This window comes from Ruegeria sp. L12 (assembly GCF_056531745.1).
Window position 1 is genome coordinate 86,500 of record NZ_JBQFMH010000009.1, and the last position, 19,039, is coordinate 105,538.

Sequence of the window (19,039 nt, forward strand, 5' to 3'; positions counted from 1 at the left end):
GAACTTATGGTACAACTGACCCTCCCCAAGAATTCGCGCATCACGACGGGCAAGACCTGGCCCAAGCCGGATGGCGCGACCAATGTGCGGAAATTCCAGATCTATCGCTGGAACCCCGATGACGGCCAGAACCCGCGTGTCGACACTTATTTCGTCGATATGGGCACATGCGGGCCGATGGTTCTGGACGCGCTGATCAAGATCAAGAACGAGATCGATCCGACTCTGACCTTCCGTCGGTCCTGCCGCGAGGGGATTTGCGGGTCCTGTGCGATGAATATCGACGGGATCAACACGCTGGCCTGCATCTATGGCATGGATGAGATCAAGGGCGACGTGAAAATCTATCCTCTGCCGCATATGCCGGTGGTCAAGGACCTGATCCCCGATCTGACCCATTTCTATGCCCAGCACGCCTCCATCATGCCGTGGCTGGAAACCAAGACCAACCGCCCGGCGAAGGAATGGAAGCAGTCAATCGAAGACCGCAAGAAGCTGGATGGTCTATATGAATGCGTGATGTGCGCCAGCTGCTCGACCTCGTGCCCCAGCTATTGGTGGAACGGTGATCGCTACCTTGGCCCCGCCGCGCTGCTGCACGCCTATCGCTGGATCATCGACAGCCGGGACGAGGCCACGGGCGAGCGTCTGGATGAACTGGAAGATCCGTTCAAGCTGTATCGCTGCCACACCATCATGAACTGCGCCAAGACCTGCCCCAAAGGTCTGAACCCGGCGAAGGCGATTGCCGAGATCAAGAAGATGATGGTGGAACGCGCGGTCTGACCCAGAACGCAGCACTTGCCGGTTTGCGGCAAGTGCAATCCCCGTCTGCAAAATTGAACGATGCGCCTGCCTTCGGGCGGGCGTATGGTTTGGAGGGGGAGGAGTGACAGGACGACTACAGGATCACTCCGATGAGCACAGAAAACAAGAAACCCGACGCCGCCGAAGCACTGGAGCTTCTGGAGCAAGCTTGGGCTTACTATACGCCCGAACCCAAGCATCCGGTGTTTGAAGAGCAGCCTGGGCTGTTCGAATACGCCAACGCCGCTTAAAGCGCCTGTTCAACCTTGAAAATCGCTGGCCAATCGGCAAAGCAGAGGAATGCCCGTTCTTCTGCTTTTGCTTGCCGCCGGTGTCTTCGCTTATCTCTTCTGGCGATCCCGAACCACATCGCTGACGCGAGAGTGTCGGTGGCGGCAACACCGAGATGAGGGGCAGTGGCGCTGCAGTTTTTGCGGCGCGGTTTCGCAATCGGATGAAGAGCCGACCCGGTGCCTGAAAGGGCAGGGCTGACAGGTGCAAACTCTTTGGGCTTTTCCGCCAGTGCGAACTGAGCCAGTCTCGGGTCATGACAGAATCTCAGACCACCACTTGCCCGCCACATGATGCCGAGGCCCGTCGCGCCGTCGCTCCTGTTATCTGCTATCCCACTGACGGCCTACCAAAACCTGAGTTGGCACTGTATCAAGCCGCCCGCGAAACAGCGCAAAAGACCCATGAGGTGCTGGTACCCGCGCGTGATGCGCGTTGTTTCGAAGTTCCCGCCGGGCACTTTTTTCGCATCACTTCGGTCGAGGGGCCGCAGGTCGGGGACCTGAACCTGTGGAACCTGAACGACCTGTCCGAGCGGTTCTATTCCGGCAAGACACGGGCGCTGCACGGCACGCATCTGACGACGGGTGAACGGATGTGGTCAAGCTTTCCGCACTTGCGCCCGATGGCGACGATCACGGCGGATACCCTTGGCTGGTATGGTATCGATACGTTTGGCGGGTCGGTTCATGATGTGATTGGCACCCGCTGTGATCCCTATACTGGCAATCTGCTGTCGGGGACGCAGTACCACCATTGCTGCCATTCGAACCTGACCCGCGCCTTGGCGGATCACTTGAATATCCCTCTGGCCGAGGCAGAACCCACCGTCCATGACGTGCTGAACGTGTTCATGTGCACCGGGTTCACCCGCGATACCGGTCAGTATTTCATGAAGGCCTCACCGGTGCGTCCCGGCGATTATCTGGAGTTCTTCGCCGAGATTGACCTGCTGGGCGATCTCAGCGCCTGCCCCGGTGGCGATTGCTCGTCCGAGCATTCATCGGATACAGCGGCGTGCCATCCACTTCTAGTCGAGGTCTTTGCCCCCGCCGCAGGCGCGTTGGAAGGGTGGAGCAGCCCTGCGCGCAATGCCTATGATCGCACGCATGGGCGTTAGATTGGGGGTGCTACGAGGCCGAGAACGCCGCCTCAAGCGCGATTTCGACCATGTCGCCAAAGCTGCGCTCGCGCTCGGATGAGGGCAGCGCTTCGCCGGTCAGCAGGTGGTCGGAAACGGTCAGCACCGCAAGGGCACGGCATTTGTGGCGGGCGGCGAGGATATAAAGCTCGGCCGCTTCCATTTCGACCCCGAGAATACCGTGGCGTACCATCTGTTCGTTCAGGTCCGGGCGTTCGTCGTAGAACACGTCCGATGAATAGATGCCGCCCACATGGGTTGGTGTGCCTTTGGCCTGTGCCGCTTGCGCGGCGGCCTGCAGCAGACCCCAATCGGCGCAGGGGGCAAAGTTCATCTCTTTCATGATTCCGCGCGACGGCGTGCTGAGCGTGGTGGAGGTCATGGCCAGGATGACATCTCGCACATTGACGCTGTCCTGCATGCCCCCGCACGACCCGATGCGGATCAGGGTTTTCGCCCCATAGTCACGGATCAATTCATTGACGTAGATCGACAGCGACGGCATCCCCATGCCGCTGCCCTGGATGGTCACGGCATTTCCGTTCCACGTACCGGTAAAGCCAAGCATGCCTCGGACGTCATTGACTTGCCTGACGTCCTGCAGAAAGGTCTTGGCGGCCCATTTCGCACGATAGGGGTCGCCCGGCAGAAGAACGGTTTCTGCGATATCGCCCTTTTCGGCACCGATATGAATTGTCATTTTGGCAAAGACCTCCGCTCAGATTTCCAAATCAGCGATATCGGCCCCGGATTTCAGCGCGTCGTGCACCCATTTCGGTTTGCGGCCCCGGCCTGTCCAGGTCTGCGAAGAATCGTTTGGGTTGCGGTATTTTGGGGCTGTTTTACCGGTTTTTGCGGCTTTCCCGCTGTCCGGCGACAATTCGGACAAAGAAAATCCGAACTCTGCAGCGGCTTTCTCAGCCGCTTTCAACGCTTCTTTCCGCTCTCGCGATTCCGCACCTTTCAGCGCTTTTTCGACCTTATTTCGCAATTCAAGCAATTCCTTGCGCGACATTTTTTCAAGATCGATTGCCATTGTATTTCTCCAGACCGTTAATTCCCAACGCTGTGGCATTGGGAAATTGTGATTTCCGGCCCTGTCTATTCCCTTTTTAACAGAAATAGAAATGGAGATTTATAAAACTCTCGTGCGATTATTCCGCAGCCAATTCCTTTGGATCAGCCAGAGTGATGATATCGCCCATGATCGCGTTCAGCTCAAAGTTCTTGGGTGTGTAGATCTTGGCGACCCCTATTGCGCGCAGCGCCTCGGCGTCCTCGTCGGGAATAATGCCGCCAACCACCACCGGGATATGGCCCAGGCCTTCCTCTCCCAGGCGGGCCATCACGTCCTGCACCAGCGGCAGGTGACTGCCCGAGAGGATCGACAGGCCGATAACATGGGCGTCGTCTTCGCGCGCTGCTGTGACAATTTCTTCCGGTGTCAGGCGAATGCCCTCATAGCTGATGTCCATGCCGCAATCGCGGGCGCGGAAAGCAATCTGTTCGGCGCCGTTCGAATGTCCGTCAAGGCCCGGTTTGCCGACCAGGAATTTCAACCGACGTCCCAGCCTGTCGCTAACCGCATCGACCGCTGCGCGCAGGTCCTCCAGCCCTTCGGTTTTGTTGGACACCGATCCCGAAACGCCCGTCGGCCCCCGATAGGTGCCATAGGCTTTGCGCATTTCCTCGGCCCATTCACCGGTTGTCACACCCGCCCTGGCGGCGGCAATCGAAGGTGCCATCACGTTGGCCCCTGATTTGGCTGCTTCGCGCAAGTCCCGAAGCGCCGCTTCGACTGCGGCGTCGTCGCGGGCGGTTCGCCAATCATCCAAACGCCCGATTTGTTCCTGCTCGACGGCGGGATCAACAACCATGATGCCGCCATCCTCGGTCTGCAGGGGCGAAGGCTCACCCTCGGTCCACTTGTTCACACCAACGACAGTGGTTTCGTTGCGCTCGATCCGGTTCAGCCGTTCCGCGTTTGAATCCACCAGACGGGACTTCATGTACTCGATCGAGGCAACCGCGCCGCCCATCGACTCGAGGTTTGCCAATTCAGCGCGCGCGCCTTCCTTAAGTTCTTCGACCTTTGCATCGACTGCGGGGTTGCCATCGAACAGATCGCCATATTCCAGCAGATCGGTCTCATAGGCCAGAATCTGCTGCATCCGCATTGACCATTGCTGATCCCACGGGCGCGGCAGACCAAGTGCCTCGTTCCATGCGGGCAGTTGCACGGCACGCGCGCGGGCTTTCTTTGACAGCGTCACAGCCAGCATTTCGATCAGGATGCGATAGACGTTGTTTTCGGGTTGCTGCTCGGTCAGACCCAGCGAGTTGACCTGAACACCGTAACGGAATCGGCGGAATTTGGGGTCTTCGACACCATAGCGCTGTTGCAGAATCTCATCCCAAAGATCGACAAAGGCGCGCATTTTGCACATTTCGGTGACAAACCGGATGCCCGCATTCACGAAGAACGAAATCCGACCACACAAGGCCGGGAAATCCTCGGCCGGAACGCGGGGGCGCAGTTCATCCAGTACAGCGATGGCCGTGGCAAGCGCATAGGCCAGCTCTTGCTCGGGTGTCGCACCAGCCTCTTGCAGGTGATAGGAACACACGTTCATCGGGTTCCATTTCGGCACGTTAGTATAACAATACTCGGCCACATCCGCGATCATCTTCAGTGACGGTTTTGGCGGGCAGACATAGGTACCCCGGCTCAGGTATTCCTTGATCAGATCGTTCTGAACCGTGCCCTGCAGTTTTGATACATCAGCGCCCTGTTCCTCGGCCACCGCAATATAAAGCGCCAGCAGCCAAGGTGCTGTGGCGTTGATCGTCATCGAGGTGTTCATCTGTTCCAGCGGAATCTGATCGAACAGCATCCGCATGTCACCCAGATGGCAGATTGGCACGCCCACCTTGCCGACCTCGCCCCGCGCCAGAACATGGTCGCTGTCATACCCGGTTTGCGTCGGCAGATCGAAGGCCACGGACAGACCGGTCTGCCCTTTTGCAAGGTTGGCACGATAGAGCGCATTTGACGCTTGGGCCGTTGAATGACCGGCATAGGTTCGGATCAGCCACGGGCGGTCTTTCTGCATCTGCGTCATAAGTGGGCCTCATGATTTGAGTGAGCAACAAAATTACGTTCCATGGTGGTAAATCGTAATTTTCGACACATGTCAATTCGCTGCGTCGCGGCATAAGGCGGTTTCTTCAGATTGTGAGTGGTGGAAAATAATGGCACTGTGCGCCCATGACCCAGACCGTGGAACTTCCGCTTTGGCTTTTTGTGCTGATCGTGCTGTTTGCCGCGGTCACCTTTGCCTCGCATTTCCTGTTTCCGTCGGTGCGGTGGTTCTTTCGTCGCAGGCTTGAGCGCGCGGTCGCGCGGCTGAACAAGCGCCTTCAACGTCCGATCCAGCCCTTCAAGCTGGCGGGGCGGCACGACATGATTCAGCGGCTGATCTATGACCCGCAGGTCAGCAAAGCCGTGCAGCGCCATGCGAAAGAAGAAGGTCTGCCCGATGCGGTCGCGTCCGAACAGGCGCGGCGCTATGCGCGCGAGATTGCGCCATCCTTTTCGACCGTTGCCTATTTCAGCGTGGCGATCCGCCTTGCGCGAATGCTCAGCAATGCCTTCTACAACGTTCGCCTCAGCTATGAGAACAAGGCGGCGCTGGATGATATCGACCCTGATGCGACGGTCATCTATGTGATGAACCATCGCAGCAATATGGATTATGTGCTGGTCACCTATTTGGCTGCGGATCATTCCGCCCTGTCTTATGCGGTCGGAGAATGGGCGCGGGTCTGGCCGCTGAGCCGCCTGATCCGCGCAATGGGGGCTTACTTTATTCGCCGCAAATCGGGCAGCGATCTGTACCGTCAGGTGCTGGCCAGCTATGTGCGCCATGCGACCGAGGCGGGCGTTACCCAGGCCATGTTCCCCGAGGGCGGTCTGAGCCTGACAGGCAAGCTGGGGCGGCCCAAGCTGGGTTTGCTGAAATACATTGTGGACGCTGCTGATCCACAGGGCCGCGATGTGGTGTTCGTGCCGGTTGCATTGAACTATGACCGGGTTCTTGAAGATACAGTTCTGACTGCAGCGGCGAAGGATGCTGAACGTCGTTTCCGTGCCCGGATCGGGGTGATCACGCGCTGGACCCTGAAACAGCTCTGGCGGCGTGTGGTCGGGCGCTACAAGCGGTTCGGCATCGCGTCGGTTCGATATGCGACACCGATTTCGCTGCAGGACTTTCGCGCCACCCATGAACGGGACCTGATGACCGATCTGGCGCGTGAACTGATGCAAAGGATCGGTGCCGCGATTCCCTTCGCTCCTCTGCCTGCCGCATGCCGCCTGATCCAGCAAGAGGGTGAGATGGCCGAGCACGACCTCAAGGCCCGTTTGTTAGAATTGGGTCGTGATGCTTTGGACCCGGACACGGGTGAGGCCATTGACGATGCCATTAATCAACTGACCGAACGCCGGATTTTGTCGCGTAGCAACGGGATTTTGCGTCCCTCGGGTGAGCGTGCAGAGCTTCTGGCCTATTATGCCGCAGCGGCCGGGCCTGCCCCTCGCGACGGCGGCTTTGCAGGCGCAGAAAGAGTTTCTGCAACTGCTGGGTCATAAAATTACAAAATTAGCACCAAAAACTATTGCAATATTTCTTGGCCGCAAATATTCCAGTTGGTGAAAGCCGCGATTCTGCGGCGCGGCAATAGATGAGATAAAGGAGGCCAGCATGGCTTTGGACGTCGACAATGGCATCGCGTCGTATGAGGCGCCGGAAAAAGACCTCTATGAAATGGGGGAAATCCCGCCGATGGGATATGTCCCCAAGCAGATGTATGCTTGGGCCATCCGCAAGGAACGCCATGGCGAGCCCGACACGGCCATGCAGTTGGAAGTGGTCGATGTTCCCAAGTTGGACAGCCACGAGGTTCTGGTGCTCGTTATGGCGGCCGGGGTGAACTATAACGGCGTCTGGGCCTCGCTGGGTAAGCCGATCAGCCCGTTTGACGGCCACAAGGCACCTTATCACATCGCGGGGTCGGATGCTTCGGGCATCGTCTGGGCCGTGGGTGACAAGGTCAAGCGTTGGAAGGTCGGCGACGAAGTCGTGATCCATTGCAACCAGGACGATGGCGATGACGAGCATTGCAACGGCGGCGATCCGATGTATTCGCCCAGCCAGCGCATCTGGGGTTATGAGACGCCGGATGGGTCTTTTGCCCAGTTCACCAACGTGCAGGCCCAGCAGCTTATGCCGCGCCCCAAGCACCTGACCTGGGAAGAAAGTGCCTGCTACACGCTGACGCTGGCCACCGCGTACCGGATGCTGTTCGGGCACGAGCCGCATGACCTGAAGCCGGGTCAGAACGTTCTGGTCTGGGGTGCGTCCGGTGGTCTGGGCTCTTACGCGATCCAGTTGATCAACACGGCAGGTGCGAATGCCATCGGCGTGATCTCGGACGAAAGCAAGCGTGACTTTGTCATGGGTCTGGGTGCCAAAGGTGTTCTGAACCGGAAGGATTTCAACTGCTGGGGTCAACTGCCCACGGTGAACACTCCGGAATATGCGGAATGGTTCAAAGAGGCGCGCAAGTTCGGCAAGGCGATCTGGGATATCACCGGCAAGGGTGTGAATGTCGACATGGTGTTCGAACATCCCGGCGAAAGCACCTTCCCGGTGTCGACCTTCGTGGTGAAGAAGGGCGGTATGGTCGTGATCTGCGCTGGTACCACCGGCTATAACCTGACCTTCGATGTGCGCTATATGTGGATGCACCAGAAACGCCTGCAGGGATCGCATTTTGCGCATCTCAAGCAAGCGGCCGCCGCGAACCAGCTGATGGTCGAGCGTCGTCTGGATCCTTGCATGTCCGAGGTGTTCACATGGCAGGACCTGCCCGAGGCGCATATGAAGATGATGCGGAACGAGCATAAGCCCGGCAACATGTCGGTTCTTGTTCAGGCACCGCATACCGGTATGCGCACTCTGGAAGAAGTTCTCGCGGCGGGCGATTAAGCCAATTTGTCCTGATTTAGGGTTATTACACCCGCGCAGCATGCCATTGCCGCGCGGGTGTTTTGCGTTTCTGGAATGCATCTATACATATCAATGAGTTAGGCGGCATTCCCCCACTATTTTTGGGGAGTAGAAAGCAGTGAGTAGGCCGAAATAGTCTGCACATGTTATGGTTGTGTTAACTATTCGTTAACTATTTCGGGGACACCCTGATGGCGCAAAATGAGTGGATACTGGACGTATTGTCGGACCTCAACGCCTTTGCGGTGGCGAACGGGTTGACCGCACTTGCAGAACAGCTTGACGACACCAGGCTGGTCGCTGCGGCCGAGATTGCGTCCTTGAAGGATGAGGCTTGCGCGCCGACGAATGGCAACACAGTTCGATTTGAGCCAGATCCTCGAGGATTTGGAAAACACCAGCACGCTTGAAGAGCTGACCAGTGTCTCGGTCCAATTGCGCGACCGGCTTGAGTTTGATCACATCACCTATCACTGGGTTGACGGGGCTGGGGATCAATACGGTTTCACCACCTATTCCGATGACTGGGACGAACGGTACCGCGACAGAAGTTATCATCGCATTGACCCGGTCATTCTGGGCTGTTTTCAGCGGTTTCATGCGGTGGACTGGAAACAGCTGGATTGGTCCGGCAAGGCCGTGCGTGCCTTTCTGGAAGACGCGCTGGAACATGGTGTCGGCAATCAGGGATATTCCGTCCCCCTGCGGGGTCCAAGCGGTCAGTTCGCCTTGTTCACGGCGAACCACAATTGTGACGATCAGACCTGGCAGTCCTTCATTGCGACCTTTGGCCGTGATCTGATTCTGGTGGCGTATTTCCTGAATCGCAAGGCGCTGGAATTCGCCCGAGAACGGCAACCGGAAACCACGCGCGGCCTTTCGCCGCGTGAAATTGATGCCATGACGTTGCTTGCGCTGGGCTATAGCCGCGCGCAGGTGGCGCATTCCCTTTCGATCTCTGAACACACGCTACGGGCCTATATCGAAAGCGCGCGGGCCAAGCTGGGCGCGCAGAACACGACTCATGCCATCGCAACGGCGCTCAGCCGAGGTTTAATAGTCGTTTAACGACCGTACGTTGCTCTCACCGTAAATTAACCACGAGTACGTACCCCCTTTGTTCCATGTGGACGACAAGGGGAATACGTCATGTTGCGTTATCTGTACGCGGACGAGCTGTATAAACATCCAGTGCTTGCCAAAGGAATGTTTCGGGATCGTGCCGATCAGTTTAAAACCCGGCTGGGCTGGGACGTTAAAGTTAACGAAAAGGGGGAAGAGCGGGATCACTATGATGACTTGAACCCGCTTTATGTGATCTGGGAAGAGGCGGATGGCAGTCATGGCGGCTCGATGCGGATTCTGCCGACGACCGGGCCGGTGATGGTAAACGAGGTGTTCGGACATCTGACCGGAGGCAGCCCGATCCACAGCCCTCTGATCTGGGAGGTGACCCGCTTCTGCCTGTCACGTACCGCCAGCGCCCATACGGCGGGGGCCATCATGCTCAGCGGTGGCGAGGTGATGGAGGGGTTTGGCCTGACCCATATCGCGGGGGTGTTCGATGCGCGCATGATCCGGATTTACCGCATGATCGGGTCGTCTCCGGTGGTGCTGGGCTCGGAAGGGTCGGGTCGGGATCAAATCTCGGTCGGTCTGTGGCCGTATTCGGCGGACGATTGCAACCGGGTCGCCGCCCGCGCGGGCATCCCGCGTGAGCTGTCGCGCCTGTGGTTCAAGACGGCTTTCGGCATCACCGCCCAGCATCGGTTTGCTTTGTCTGCCTGAGGCTGGCCGATATCGCATTCCGTATCTGGTGGAGCACGGCGCGTCCCTGTAGGGTCGCGCCATGTCCTTGCCCCAGATTACCTTTTCCGAAGATCAGGCCGCCGCTTTCGACAACATTGCCGAAATGTTGCGCACGGCGGGTGTCGATCTTGAAGACGACGCCCTGTTGAAATTGCCGGGCGGCGGACAATCGGGCGTCATGGCTGTGATCGGCAAGGCAGGATCGGGCAAGACCCTGCTGCTGGCCGAGCTGTTCAAGGCATTGGCCGAGACGGGGGTCAATCTGATCTCGGGCGATTTTGAAAGCCGCAAATCCCGCGACAAGCGCAGCCTCGCCATCCTCGCCCCGACAAACAAGGCCGCCAGCGTTTTGCGCTTGCGCGGCGTGCCTGCAACGACCATTCACCGCATCCTCTATACCCCGGTCTACGACCCGGAATATGAGCGCATCGCCGAGTGGCTGGCCGGTAACGACGAACGGCCCGAGATCGAAGGGCTGACCGACGAAGCACTGGATCGTGCCGCTGCGTTCTATGCCAACAACAAATCCATCCCCGGCGCGCTGGCCGCTGCCGGATTGCGCGGCTCTGACTTCATCACCGGCTGGAAGCGCCGGGAAGAGCCTTTGGATATCGGCTTTGTTGATGAGGCCTCGATGCTGGATGATCGGCAATTCGATGATCTGAAAGAGATTTTTCCCACGCTGCTGCTGTTCGGAGACCCGGCACAACTGGCGCCTGTGAACCAATCCGGGTCGATGGTGTTCGACGCATTGCCCGAGCCGCGCAAGCAGATTTTGCATCGGGTGCACCGCCAGACAGCCGACAACCCGATACTTGACCTCGCCCATGCGCTGGCCGACCCGGCAATGGGGTTCGAGGATTTCGAACGCCTGATCGAGGATACCGCCCGCAAAGACGACCGTGTCGTCTGGGGCCAACGGGTCGAGGTCGACCTGATGGCGCGCAGCCCGGTTCTGGTCTGGCGCAATGCCACCCGTATCCGCCTGATCCAGGCATTCCGCAGCGTCCACGGCGCGCCCGAGACCGAGTTGCTGGAGGGCGAGCCGCTGATCTGCGATGGTATCGAGTTGCCTCTGAAACACCGCAAGAAGCGGCTGGATCTTGAAGCGCGTGGCCTGATCAAGGGGGCGCAGGTCATTTATCTGGGCCCCGGTCGCAAGCCGGGGTTTTCGCGTCTGCATGTGATGGGGGCCGAAGACCCTCAGGTCAGCGCTGCCTCGATTGTGCAGATCGAAAAACCGGACGAGGAAGAGCCGTTCATCCCCTACGCCGCCCGTATGGGGGCCACGTTCCTGCATGGTGCAGCCGTGACGATCCACAAGGCGCAGGGCTCGCAGTGGGATACGGTTCAAGTCTTTGCCCCTGATATCTACGCCGCCGCTCGTATGGGACGGACAGAGGCGGGGCAGCCCTTGTGGAAACGTCTGGCTTATGTTGCCATCACGCGTGCGCAAGAGCGGCTGATCTGGGTGGTCCGCAACCGGTTGTCCAAGCCAACGCATCCACTGCGCGTTGATGACCTGCGGGCCACGGCGGCGCCCGCGTTGACGTTAGAGGCGGAAGAGACATGAAGACGATCATCGTCACCGGTGCAAGCTCGGGCATTGGCAAGGCAACGGCTGAATTGTTTCTGTCCGAAGGCTGGGCCGTTGGTTTGCTGGCACGCAGCGCGGACAGGTTGCACGAGATGGCCTCAGGCCGCGACAATGCGGTCCCGTTGGTTGCGGATGTCACCGATCCTGATGCGGTGGAAACAGCTTTTTTCGAATTCATACAAAAGACCGGTCGGCTGGATGTCCTGTTCAACAATGCCGGTATTTTTGCCCCCGGCGGTACCATCGACGAGATTGCCTTGGACGACTGGTACAACTCGGTCAATGTGAACCTGAACGGCATGTTCCTGTGCGCCCGCGCTGCGTTCGCGGCGATGCGGACGCAACAGCCCCAGGGTGGGCGGATCATCAATAATGGATCGATTGCAGCCCATGTGCCGCGCCCGAATTCGGTGCATTATTCCGCAACGAAACACGCCATTACCGGCCTGACGCGCAGTCTGTCCCTGGATGGGCGTGCGTTTGATATCGCCTGCGGGCAGATCGACATCGGAAATGCCCGCACCCCGATGGTTCAGGAACTGGTCGATAATGCCATCGCGGAAGGCCACACGCCTGATCCGACCATGGATGTCGCTGATGCCGCCCGATCCGTGCTGCATATGGCTGGTCTACCGCCCGAGGCGAATGTGCAGTTCATGACGGTTCTGGCCACGACCATGCCCTATATCGGGCGGGGTTAGCGATTACTTCTCGCGCAGCAAACGGAACGCCGTCGACGCTCCCCAACCGGCGGCAATGGCGATGGCCAGCGACATCAGGCCGTACCAGATAGGCTGCTCGCGGGACAGATTATACAGGAACCGTTCAAGGCCCACCTTGCGCACGTCGATTGACGTTTCGAAATTCGAGACCACATTGCCGCCGCGGGTCAGGAAGATCCGCGCGGTGTAATCACCCTCGGTCAGGTCCGCCGGCATTTCGATCGACGTGCGGAACAAGGTCTGCTCATCCACAGCAACTGTGTTTTCCCGGATCGAATAAAGCCCTTCGTCTTCGCGAATACGAATGACCGCCGCCGAGAAATCCTGTGCGCCCTGAATGTTCATATCAGCACCGACCGACCGGATCGCGCGTTCGATCGAAACTTTGTTGCGCAGGTCTTCGGTGTTGCTGAGAACCTCATCGAACGGGGCGCTGGTTGCGACTGCATAAAAGCTGGGGGCAAGGTCGACGACAAGACTGTCCGTGTTGACCCAGATGCCAAACTTCTTTTCCTTGCGGCGCACGGTGACGGGTTCGGACGGGCCGACAACCGATACGATGACCTCAAGCGGAGGGCCCTCGGGGATCGGCGCTTCGCGTTTGACCGCACCGAAGACAAGAATCTCGGAGCCGTCGAAATTGGCCGTGATCGAAACCCGGTCCTGCGAAAGCCCCAGAACAACCTGTTCCTGGGCCGCTTGAACCGGCACGCAGAATAGACAGAGGGCGGCGATCAGACGCAACATCTCAGTGACCCCCCGCATCGCCCAGCGAATACAGCTCGGCCGGTTGCAAAAGCAGATCCAGCGCCAGTTTGCCACAGACCACCAGAACCAAAGCGGCCAGCAGGACGCGCAATTGCTCGGCTGGCATTCGCGCGCCGATCAGCGTGCCGATCTGAGCGCCGACCACCCCGCCGACCAGCAGCAGCACGGCGAGGACCACGTCGACCGTAAAGTTGGTGGTGGCGTGCAGCATCGTGGTGAAAGCGGTCACAAAGATGATCTGAAACAGCGAGGTGCCAACCACAACCTTGGTCGGCATTCCCAGCAGGTAGATCATCGCAGGCACCATGATAAAGCCGCCGCCCACACCCATGATCGCGGACAGGACGCCGACGAACAGCCCTACCATCACCGGCGGGATAACCGAGATATAAAGTCCCGAGGTCCGAAACCGCATCTTGAACGGCATCGCATGGACCCAGCCGCGCTGACGGCGTTTTGGGACCGCACCACCGCCCTTGCGGGATTTGCGCAAGGCATTCAGGCTTTCGACAAACATCAGGCTGCCGATCACGCCCAAAAAGACCACATAGCAGAGCTTGACCAGCAGATCGACCTGACCAAGGCTTTTGAGATAGTTGAACAGAACCACGCCGAGCGCCGCCCCGGCCAAACCCCCGATAAGCAACACCGTCCCCATCCGCAGGTCGACCGTTCTTCGCCTGAAATGGGCCAGAACACCCGAGAAGGACGAGGCGACAATCTGGTTGGCCTCGGTCGCGACTGCAACCGCCGGAGGGATGCCGATGAAGAACAGCAGCGGCGTCATCAGAAACCCGCCGCCCACACCGAACATCCCGGACAATATCCCGACCATGCCACCCAGCCCAAGCAGTAGAAAGGCATTTACGGATACTTCGGCAATCGGAAGGTAGATCTGCATGGCTTCTTCTAAACGGCGAGGGTCGCGCAGCGCGAAGCGGCGGAACCCGTGATAACGTAAGACTCAATAGACGAAACGCACGCAACAGCTTGGTTGGCGGGTGCCAGGGCTGCGGAACTGTGGCGGGGCAAGTCCATATCTCCTTAGAGCGGTTGCGGCATACAAAATCAACTCTGTATGCCGCTTTGCAGCAAACAGGACTGAGGGTCAGTCCTGAACTGGCCTTATCAGCGCTCTTTCACGTAGGGTTCACCACCCGCGCGCGGCGGTACGGCTTTGCCCACGAACCCGGCCAGGATCACCACGGTCAGGATGTAGGGCAGGGCGTCCATGACCTGTACCGGGATGACAACCCCGCCCAGATCGATGTTCTGGAATCGCAGGGCAATGGCCTGAAGCAACCCGAACAGCAAGCAGGCCCACATCGCGTGCCAAGGTCGCCATTTCGCGAAGATCAGCGCCGCCAGTGCGATGAACCCGCGTCCGGCAGTCATCTCTTTCACGAAACCCGCCTGCAGCGCAGTCGCCAGATAAGCGCCCGCAATGCCGCACAGCACGCCGCAGATTGCTACGGCGGCATAGCGTAGACCAACGACCGAAACACCGGCGGTATCCACCGCCGCCGGGTTTTCCCCCACCGCGCGCAGGCGCAGTCCGAACCGGGTACGGAACAGGATCCACCACGTCAGTGGCACCATCAGGAACGCCATATAGACAAGGATGGAATGGCCGGACAGCAGCTCGGAATACACCGGACCAACCAGCGGAACCCCTTCGACGGATTCGGCCAGCGGGAAGTTGATCGGTTCGAACCGTCCCCCTCCGAACAGTGACGGAGTGCGGCCGCCCTGCTGGAACCAGCTTTGCGCGACCAGAACCGTCATGCCAGAGGCCAGGAAGTTGATCGCAACGCCCGAGATCAGCTGGTTGCCGCGAAACGTGATCGAGGCGAATCCATGCAACGCCGACAGAACCAGAGAGGCCGCAATCCCGGCCAGCAGACCCAGCCAGACCGAACCGGTGACAGCAGCGACCGCAGCCGAGAAGAAGGCTGCCATCAGCATCTTGCCCTCGAGGCCGATATCGAAGATGCCTGCGCGTTCAGAATAAAGCCCGGCGAGACAGGCCAGCAGCAATGGGGTTGCCAGACGAATGGTCGAATCCAGAACCTGGATGAGGGTCAGAAACATATCCATCAGGCCGACCCCTTCCGCAGCATCAGGAACAGCTTTTCAAGCGGCATCCGAACCATGTTGTCCAGCGCGCCGGTGAACAGGATCACCAGTGCCTGAATGACCACGATCAGCTCACGCGGGATCGACGTCCACAGGGCCAGCTCGGCACCGCCCTGGTACAGGAACCCGAACAGGATCGCGGCGAGAAGTACACCAAACGGATGCGACCGCCCCATCAGCGCCACCGCGATGCCGATAAACCCGGCTCCTTCGGTCGAGTTCAGAACCAGCCGCTCGGCTTCGCCCATCACGTTGTTGATGGCCATGAGACCAGCCAGCGCGCCCGAGATCAGCATGGCGACGATGGTGATCTTGACCGGCGAAATGCCCGCATAAACAGCCCCGGTCTCAGAATGACCATAGGCGCGAATTTCATAACCCAGCCGGGTGCGCCAGATCAGCGCCCAGACAACGACGCAGGCGAGCAGCGCTACAAAGAACGAGATATTCGCAGGCGCGCCGCGGAACATCACGTTTTCGGCGGTCGAGAACATGGACTGGAAGGTCGGCAGATGCACCGCCTCTGGAAAACGCGCGGTCGCCGGGTCTTGCGACCCCTGCGGGCGCATCACGTTGACCAGCATGTAGTTCAGGAAAGCGGCGGCGATGAAGTTGAACATGATCGTGGTGATCACGATATGGCTGCCGCGCTTGGCTTGCAGATAGGCCGGGATCGCGGCCCAGGCCGCGCCAAAGATCATCGAGGCTGCGCAGGCGGCCAGCAGCGCGATGGTCCAGTGCGGCCATGGCACTGACAGGCAGACGATGGCAACGCCCAAGCCCCCCAGCATGGCCTGACCTTCACCGCCGATGTTGAACAGGCGCGCGTGAAAGGCCACGGCGACCGCCAGACCCGTAAAGATGAAATTGGTCGCGTAATACAGGGTATACCCCCAGCCATATGTCGACCCGAGGGCACCAGTGACCATCAGGTTCACCGCCTCGATCGGGTCTTCTCCGATGGCAAGGATGACGATTGCCGAAAGGATTGTGGCCAGCAGCAGGCTGATCAGCGGGATCAGCACCACATCGGCCCATTTGGGCATTTTTTCCATGGTTCAGGCGGCCTCTCCTGCAACACCGGCCATCAGCAGGCCCAGTTCTTTTTCATCCGTTTCGGCGGGCAGACGCTCGCCCATGATATGTCCGTCAAACATCACCGCAATCCGGTCGGACAGCGAGAAGATCTCTTCCAGCTCGACCGAGACCAGCAGGATCGCCTTGCCCTGATCGCGCAAGGCGACGATCTGTTTGTGAATGAACTCGATGGCACCGATATCCACGCCGCGCGTGGGCTGACCGACCAGCAGCAGGTCGGGGTTGCGCTCGATCTCGCGCGCGACGACGATTTTCTGCTGGTTGCCGCCCGAGAAGCTTTTGGCGGTCAGCCAGCCATTGGGCGGACGCACGTCGAATTTCTCGATCTTGGCTTCGGTATCGGCGCGCAGCGCGGCGTTGTCCATGAACAGGCCGCGTTTATAGGCAGGGTCACGGTGATAGCCGAAAGCCACGTTTTCCCACGCGTAGAAGTCCATGATCAGACCCTCGCGCTGCCGGTCCTCGGGTACATGGGCGATGTGCTGCGCGCGGCGGGCCTGCCCGTCCGAGCCTGCGCCGCTGAGGGCCAGAGGTTCGCCGTTCAGCTTGATGGAACCTTGCCCGGGCCGCATGCCGCCCAGAACCTCGAGCAATTCGGATTGCCCATTGCCCGCGACCCCGGCGATTCCAACAATCTCACCCGCGCGGACGGTCAGGTTGATGCCTTTGACACGCTCGACGCCAGCCGAATCTGTCACCCGCAGGTTTTCGATTTCCAGAACTGGCTTACCCGGTTGCGCAGGCACCTTGTCTACCTGCAACAGCACCTTGCGGCCCACCATCAGCTCGGCCAGCTCCTGCGGGTTGGTATCGGCGGCTTTGACTGTCGCCGTCATCTCGCCCCGCCGCATCACTGACACCGTGTCGGTGTTTTCCATGATCTCGCGCAGCTTGTGGGTGATCACGATGATCGTCTTCCCCTCTGACCGCAAACGGTCGAGGATGCGGAACAACTGATCCGCCTCGGCAGGGGTCAGCACGCCGGTTGGTTCGTCCAGAATCAGAATCTCGGCCTTGCGATACAACGCCTTGAGAATCTCGACCCGCTGCTGCATGCCGACGCCGATCTCGTCGATGCGTTTGTCCGGATCGACAAACAGCTCGTATTCTTCTTCCAGCGCTTTCAGTTCCTTGCGCGCCTTGGCCAGCGACGGGGCCAGCAGGCCACCATCTTCGGCGCCCAGAACGATATTCTCCAGAACAGTGAAATTCTCGACCAGTTTGAAATGCTGGAACACCATCCCGATGCCCGAGGCGATGGCCGCCTGGCTGTCAGGGATGTCGGTTTTTGTGCCGTTGATCCAGATCTCGCCTTTGTCGGCTTTGTAAAAACCATAGAGGATACTCATCAACGTGGATTTGCCCGCACCGTTTTCACCGATGATCCCGTGGATCGTGCCGGGGGCGACGCTGATGGAAATGTCTTTGTTGGCCTGAACCGGCCCAAAGGCTTTGGAAATCCCTTTGAGCTCAATGGCGGGGACGGTCATGTCTTGTCCTCAATTGCCGAAGAAGGGCCACCTGCCATTGGCAGGCTGGCAAAGTGGAAGCGGGACGGTAGGCATGCCCCCGTCCCGCATGATATCAGAACTGCAGCGCCGGGCAGCTGTCGTTCTCGTAGTAGCTGACCACCGAGACGTTGCCGTCGATGATGTCTTGACGCGCCTTGTCAACGGCGGCCTTCATGTCATCCGACACCAGCGCGGCATTGTTGTCGTCCATGGCATAGCCAACGCCATCTTCGGCCAGGCCCATGACGAATACGCCGGTTTCGACATCTTCGCCCGCGCTCATCGCTTCATAAACAGCGACATCCACGCGTTTCAGCATCGAGGTCAGAACCTTGCCCGGATGCAGGTGGTTCTGGTTGCTGTCCACGCCGATCGACAGGATACCTTCGTCAGCGGCAGTTTGCAGCACGCCGACACCGGTGCCGCCAGCAGCAGCGTAAACCACGTCAGCGCCCTGGCTGATCTGGGCCTTGGTCAGTTCCGAACCCTTCACCGGGTCGTTCCACGCCGCAGGTGTCGTGCCGGTCATGTTGGCGACCACGTTGATATCGGGATTAACAGCCTTTGCACCTTGCGCATAGCCGCAGCCAAAGTGGCGGATCAGCGGGACATCCATGCCGCCGATGAAGCCGACCGTACCGGTCTTGGAAGCCATGGCTGCCATCATACCCACCAGATACGAGCCTTCATGCTCGGCAAAACCCACCTGACGCAGGTTCGGCGCGTCCAGCCAAGTGACGTCGACCACAACGAAGGTTGTATCCGGATAGTCAGCGGCGACCGCGCTCAGCGGATCGGCCATGCCGAAGCCCATGGTGATGATCGGGTTCGAACCCGCCTCGGCAAAGCGGCGCAGGGCTTGCTCGCGCTGTGCCTCGGACTGCATCTCAATCTCGCGATAGGTGCCGCCGGTCTCTTCCGCCCAGCGCGACGCGCCATTATGTGCGGCTTCGTTAAACGATTTGTCGAACTTGCCACCCAGATCGAAGATCAGGGCCGGTTCGGCCAGAGCCGCGCCAGCGGTCAGTGCAACCGCAGCAGCGGCGCCCATCAGGGATTTCATTAGGGTCATTTGTTACTCCCGTTGG

The 19,039-nt window shown here is 59.3% G+C and carries 18 protein-coding genes; 9 read left to right on the plus strand and 9 right to left on the minus strand.

The genetic code is table 11. The features are described 5' to 3' along the window. Positions 1 to 6 precede the first annotated feature (6 nt). From ACR0K9_RS14985 to ACR0K9_RS14995, 3 genes are all read left to right on the plus strand, one after another. The gene (locus tag ACR0K9_RS14985) at positions 7 to 786 is read left to right on the plus strand and encodes a succinate dehydrogenase iron-sulfur subunit (RefSeq protein WP_480824338.1); all 780 of its coding nucleotides are present in this window, start codon (positions 7 to 9) and stop codon (positions 784 to 786) included. A 131-nt stretch (positions 787 to 917) separates the two neighbouring features. Then, the gene (locus ACR0K9_RS14990) at positions 918 to 1,058 is read left to right on the plus strand and encodes a hypothetical protein (RefSeq protein WP_480533241.1); all 141 of its coding nucleotides are present in this window, start codon (positions 918 to 920) and stop codon (positions 1,056 to 1,058) included. Positions 1,059 to 1,354: 296 nt separating this feature from the next. Continuing rightward, positions 1,355 to 2,218, plus strand: a complete 864-nt coding sequence (locus ACR0K9_RS14995) for an urea carboxylase-associated family protein (protein ID WP_480824340.1) — start codon at positions 1,355 to 1,357, stop codon at positions 2,216 to 2,218. A gap of 10 nt (positions 2,219 to 2,228) precedes the next feature. Here the strand turns inward: ACR0K9_RS14995 and deoD are convergent, their stop codons facing one another. The 3 genes from deoD to ACR0K9_RS15010 all read right to left on the minus strand — a co-directional run bounded on the left by deoD (position 2,229) and on the right by ACR0K9_RS15010 (position 5,361). Beyond that, on the minus strand, positions 2,229 to 2,939 hold the full coding sequence (gene deoD / locus ACR0K9_RS15000) for a purine-nucleoside phosphorylase (protein WP_480824342.1): 711 nt from the start codon (positions 2,937 to 2,939) through the stop codon (positions 2,229 to 2,231). Between the two features lie 18 nt (positions 2,940 to 2,957). Continuing rightward, positions 2,958 to 3,275: an H-NS histone family protein gene (locus ACR0K9_RS15005; RefSeq protein ID WP_480824344.1), complete on the minus strand. Its 318-nt coding sequence runs from the start codon at positions 3,273 to 3,275 to the stop codon at positions 2,958 to 2,960. A 118-nt stretch (positions 3,276 to 3,393) separates the two neighbouring features. Further along, positions 3,394 to 5,361 carry a methylmalonyl-CoA mutase family protein gene (locus ACR0K9_RS15010; RefSeq protein WP_480824346.1) on the minus strand — a complete coding sequence of 656 codons (1,968 nt, stop codon included), beginning with the start codon at positions 5,359 to 5,361 and terminating at the stop codon, positions 3,394 to 3,396. Positions 5,362 to 5,507: 146 nt separating this feature from the next. Between ACR0K9_RS15010 and ACR0K9_RS15015 the strand changes: the two genes are divergently transcribed. From ACR0K9_RS15015 to ACR0K9_RS15040, 6 genes are all read left to right on the plus strand, one after another. Beyond that, a complete protein-coding gene (locus ACR0K9_RS15015; protein WP_480824348.1) occupies positions 5,508 to 6,890 on the plus strand; it encodes a 1-acyl-sn-glycerol-3-phosphate acyltransferase in 1,383 nt (460 codons plus the stop codon). Between the two features lie 112 nt (positions 6,891 to 7,002). Further along, complete coding sequence (gene ccrA / locus ACR0K9_RS15020; protein ID WP_480533231.1) at positions 7,003 to 8,289, plus strand: crotonyl-CoA carboxylase/reductase; 1,287 nt, start codon at positions 7,003 to 7,005, stop codon at positions 8,287 to 8,289. Between the two features lie 369 nt (positions 8,290 to 8,658). Next, complete coding sequence (locus ACR0K9_RS15025; protein WP_480824350.1) at positions 8,659 to 9,378, plus strand: helix-turn-helix transcriptional regulator; 720 nt, start codon at positions 8,659 to 8,661, stop codon at positions 9,376 to 9,378. A gap of 81 nt (positions 9,379 to 9,459) precedes the next feature. Then, complete coding sequence (locus ACR0K9_RS15030) at positions 9,460 to 10,098, plus strand: acyl-homoserine-lactone synthase (RefSeq protein WP_480824352.1); 639 nt, start codon at positions 9,460 to 9,462, stop codon at positions 10,096 to 10,098. Between the two features lie 61 nt (positions 10,099 to 10,159). Continuing rightward, on the plus strand, positions 10,160 to 11,692 hold the full coding sequence (locus ACR0K9_RS15035) for an ATP-dependent DNA helicase (RefSeq protein WP_480824354.1): 1,533 nt from the start codon (positions 10,160 to 10,162) through the stop codon (positions 11,690 to 11,692). Further along, positions 11,689 to 12,417 (plus strand): SDR family oxidoreductase, encoded by a 729-nt coding sequence (locus ACR0K9_RS15040; RefSeq protein WP_480824356.1) that lies wholly within the window; start codon positions 11,689 to 11,691, stop codon positions 12,415 to 12,417. The genes ACR0K9_RS15035 and ACR0K9_RS15040 overlap by 4 nt, the downstream gene beginning before the upstream one ends. A gap of 3 nt (positions 12,418 to 12,420) precedes the next feature. On the opposite strand, the gene ACR0K9_RS15045 is transcribed toward ACR0K9_RS15040, so the two are convergent. The 6 genes from ACR0K9_RS15045 to ACR0K9_RS15070 all read right to left on the minus strand — a co-directional run bounded on the left by ACR0K9_RS15045 (position 12,421) and on the right by ACR0K9_RS15070 (position 19,023). Continuing rightward, positions 12,421 to 13,185 (minus strand): TIGR02186 family protein, encoded by a 765-nt coding sequence (locus ACR0K9_RS15045; RefSeq protein ID WP_480824358.1) that lies wholly within the window; start codon positions 13,183 to 13,185, stop codon positions 12,421 to 12,423. Position 13,186: 1 nt separating this feature from the next. Next, a complete protein-coding gene (locus tag ACR0K9_RS15050; protein ID WP_480533219.1) occupies positions 13,187 to 14,107 on the minus strand; it encodes a sulfite exporter TauE/SafE family protein in 921 nt (306 codons plus the stop codon). Positions 14,108 to 14,334: 227 nt separating this feature from the next. Beyond that, a complete protein-coding gene (locus tag ACR0K9_RS15055) occupies positions 14,335 to 15,303 on the minus strand; it encodes an ABC transporter permease (protein ID WP_480824360.1) in 969 nt (322 codons plus the stop codon). After that, complete coding sequence (locus tag ACR0K9_RS15060) at positions 15,303 to 16,397, minus strand: ABC transporter permease (RefSeq protein WP_480824362.1); 1,095 nt, start codon at positions 16,395 to 16,397, stop codon at positions 15,303 to 15,305. The genes ACR0K9_RS15055 and ACR0K9_RS15060 overlap by 1 nt, the downstream gene beginning before the upstream one ends. Positions 16,398 to 16,400: 3 nt before the next feature. Further along, positions 16,401 to 17,930, minus strand: a complete 1,530-nt coding sequence (locus ACR0K9_RS15065) for an ABC transporter ATP-binding protein (protein ID WP_480824364.1) — start codon at positions 17,928 to 17,930, stop codon at positions 16,401 to 16,403. A 94-nt stretch (positions 17,931 to 18,024) separates the two neighbouring features. Further along, positions 18,025 to 19,023, minus strand: a complete 999-nt coding sequence (locus ACR0K9_RS15070; protein ID WP_480533212.1) for a BMP family lipoprotein — start codon at positions 19,021 to 19,023, stop codon at positions 18,025 to 18,027. Positions 19,024 to 19,039: the final 16 nt, after the last annotated feature.